The organism is Legionella drancourtii LLAP12 (assembly GCF_000162755.2).
GTDB lineage: Bacteria > Pseudomonadota > Gammaproteobacteria > Legionellales > Legionellaceae > Legionella > Legionella drancourtii.
Window position 1 is genome coordinate 196,854 of sequence record NZ_JH413817.1, and the last position, 1,197, is coordinate 198,050.

Here is a 1,197-nt window from a genome sequence, read left to right on the forward strand (position 1 = left end):
ATTATTGCCTGCCCTTGTGCTTTGGGGCTTGCAACACCTATGTCGATAATGGTGGGGATTGGTGAAGGCGCACGACGTGGTATCTTAATTAAAAACGCAGCTTCTTTAGAGCAATTACGAAAAGTCGACACACTTGTTGTGGATAAAACAGGAACATTGACTCAAGGCCATCCAGCGTTAACCCAAATTATCCCAAGTAAGAATTGGCAAGAAAATGAACTGTTGCGTCTTGCGGCATCCCTTGAACGTCATAGCGAACATCCACTGGCTAAAGCCTTACGTGATGAAGCGCTAAAACGCCAAATTATTCTGGAAGAGGCTACAGATTTTATTGCAGTCAGAGGTAAAGGCGCTCAAGCCAAAATCAATGATGCGATTATTGCCATTGGCAATGCCCATTGGTTGTCTGTTCCTGATGATGAGATTCCTGATGCGGCATTAACAGCACAAAAAGAGGGAGCTACAGTGATTTATATGACGGTCAATAAACAATTAGCCGGTGTCTTTACAGTAGCCGACCCTATTAAAGAGTCGAGCCAACATGCGGTCGCCTCCTTAATAAAAAAGGGCATTCAAGTCATCATGCTCACCGGTGATAATGCCATGACAGCTAAAGCGGTAGCGCAACACGTAGGCGTTCAGAACGTCATTGCTGAAGTATTGCCGGATGAAAAAAGCAATGTGATTCGCGAACTACAACAAAAAGGACATGTGGTCGCAATGGTTGGTGATGGCGTCAATGATGCGATTGCTTTGGCAACAGCAGATATTGGTATTGCGATGGGAACGGGGAGTGATGTAGCGATTGAAAGTGCTGGTATGACATTATTATCGGGCGATTTAAATAAGCTTTTGGAAGCCTATGAGCTCTCCGTGCATACGGTAAAAAACATCCATCAAAATCTCTTTTTTGCCTTTATTTATAATGCGCTGGGTGTGCCGGTCGCGTCAGGCGTTCTTTATCCACTCACAGGACTATTACTTAACCCAATGATAGCTGGTGCTGCTATGGCGCTAAGCTCCGTGTCAGTGATTGTCAATGCGTTGCGTTTACGCCATAAACTGTCATGATAGAACAAGAATAACTCTATAAAAAAACCAATGTATTTTAGGGACAGAGTATACATCATGATGAAACAAAACTGGGGCTTGAAGTATTTGGTGGTGAGCATTATGGTGCTAATGCCAGTCCTCTTA

Annotated in this window: 1 protein-coding gene; it reads left to right on the top strand. The window is 43.9% G+C overall.

Translation table 11 applies throughout. The features are described 5' to 3' along the window. Positions 1–1,071: heavy metal translocating P-type ATPase (locus LDG_RS20185; protein ID WP_040534898.1), on the top strand; the 1,071-nt coding region annotated here is incomplete at its 5' end. Positions 1,072–1,197 lie beyond the last annotated feature (126 nt).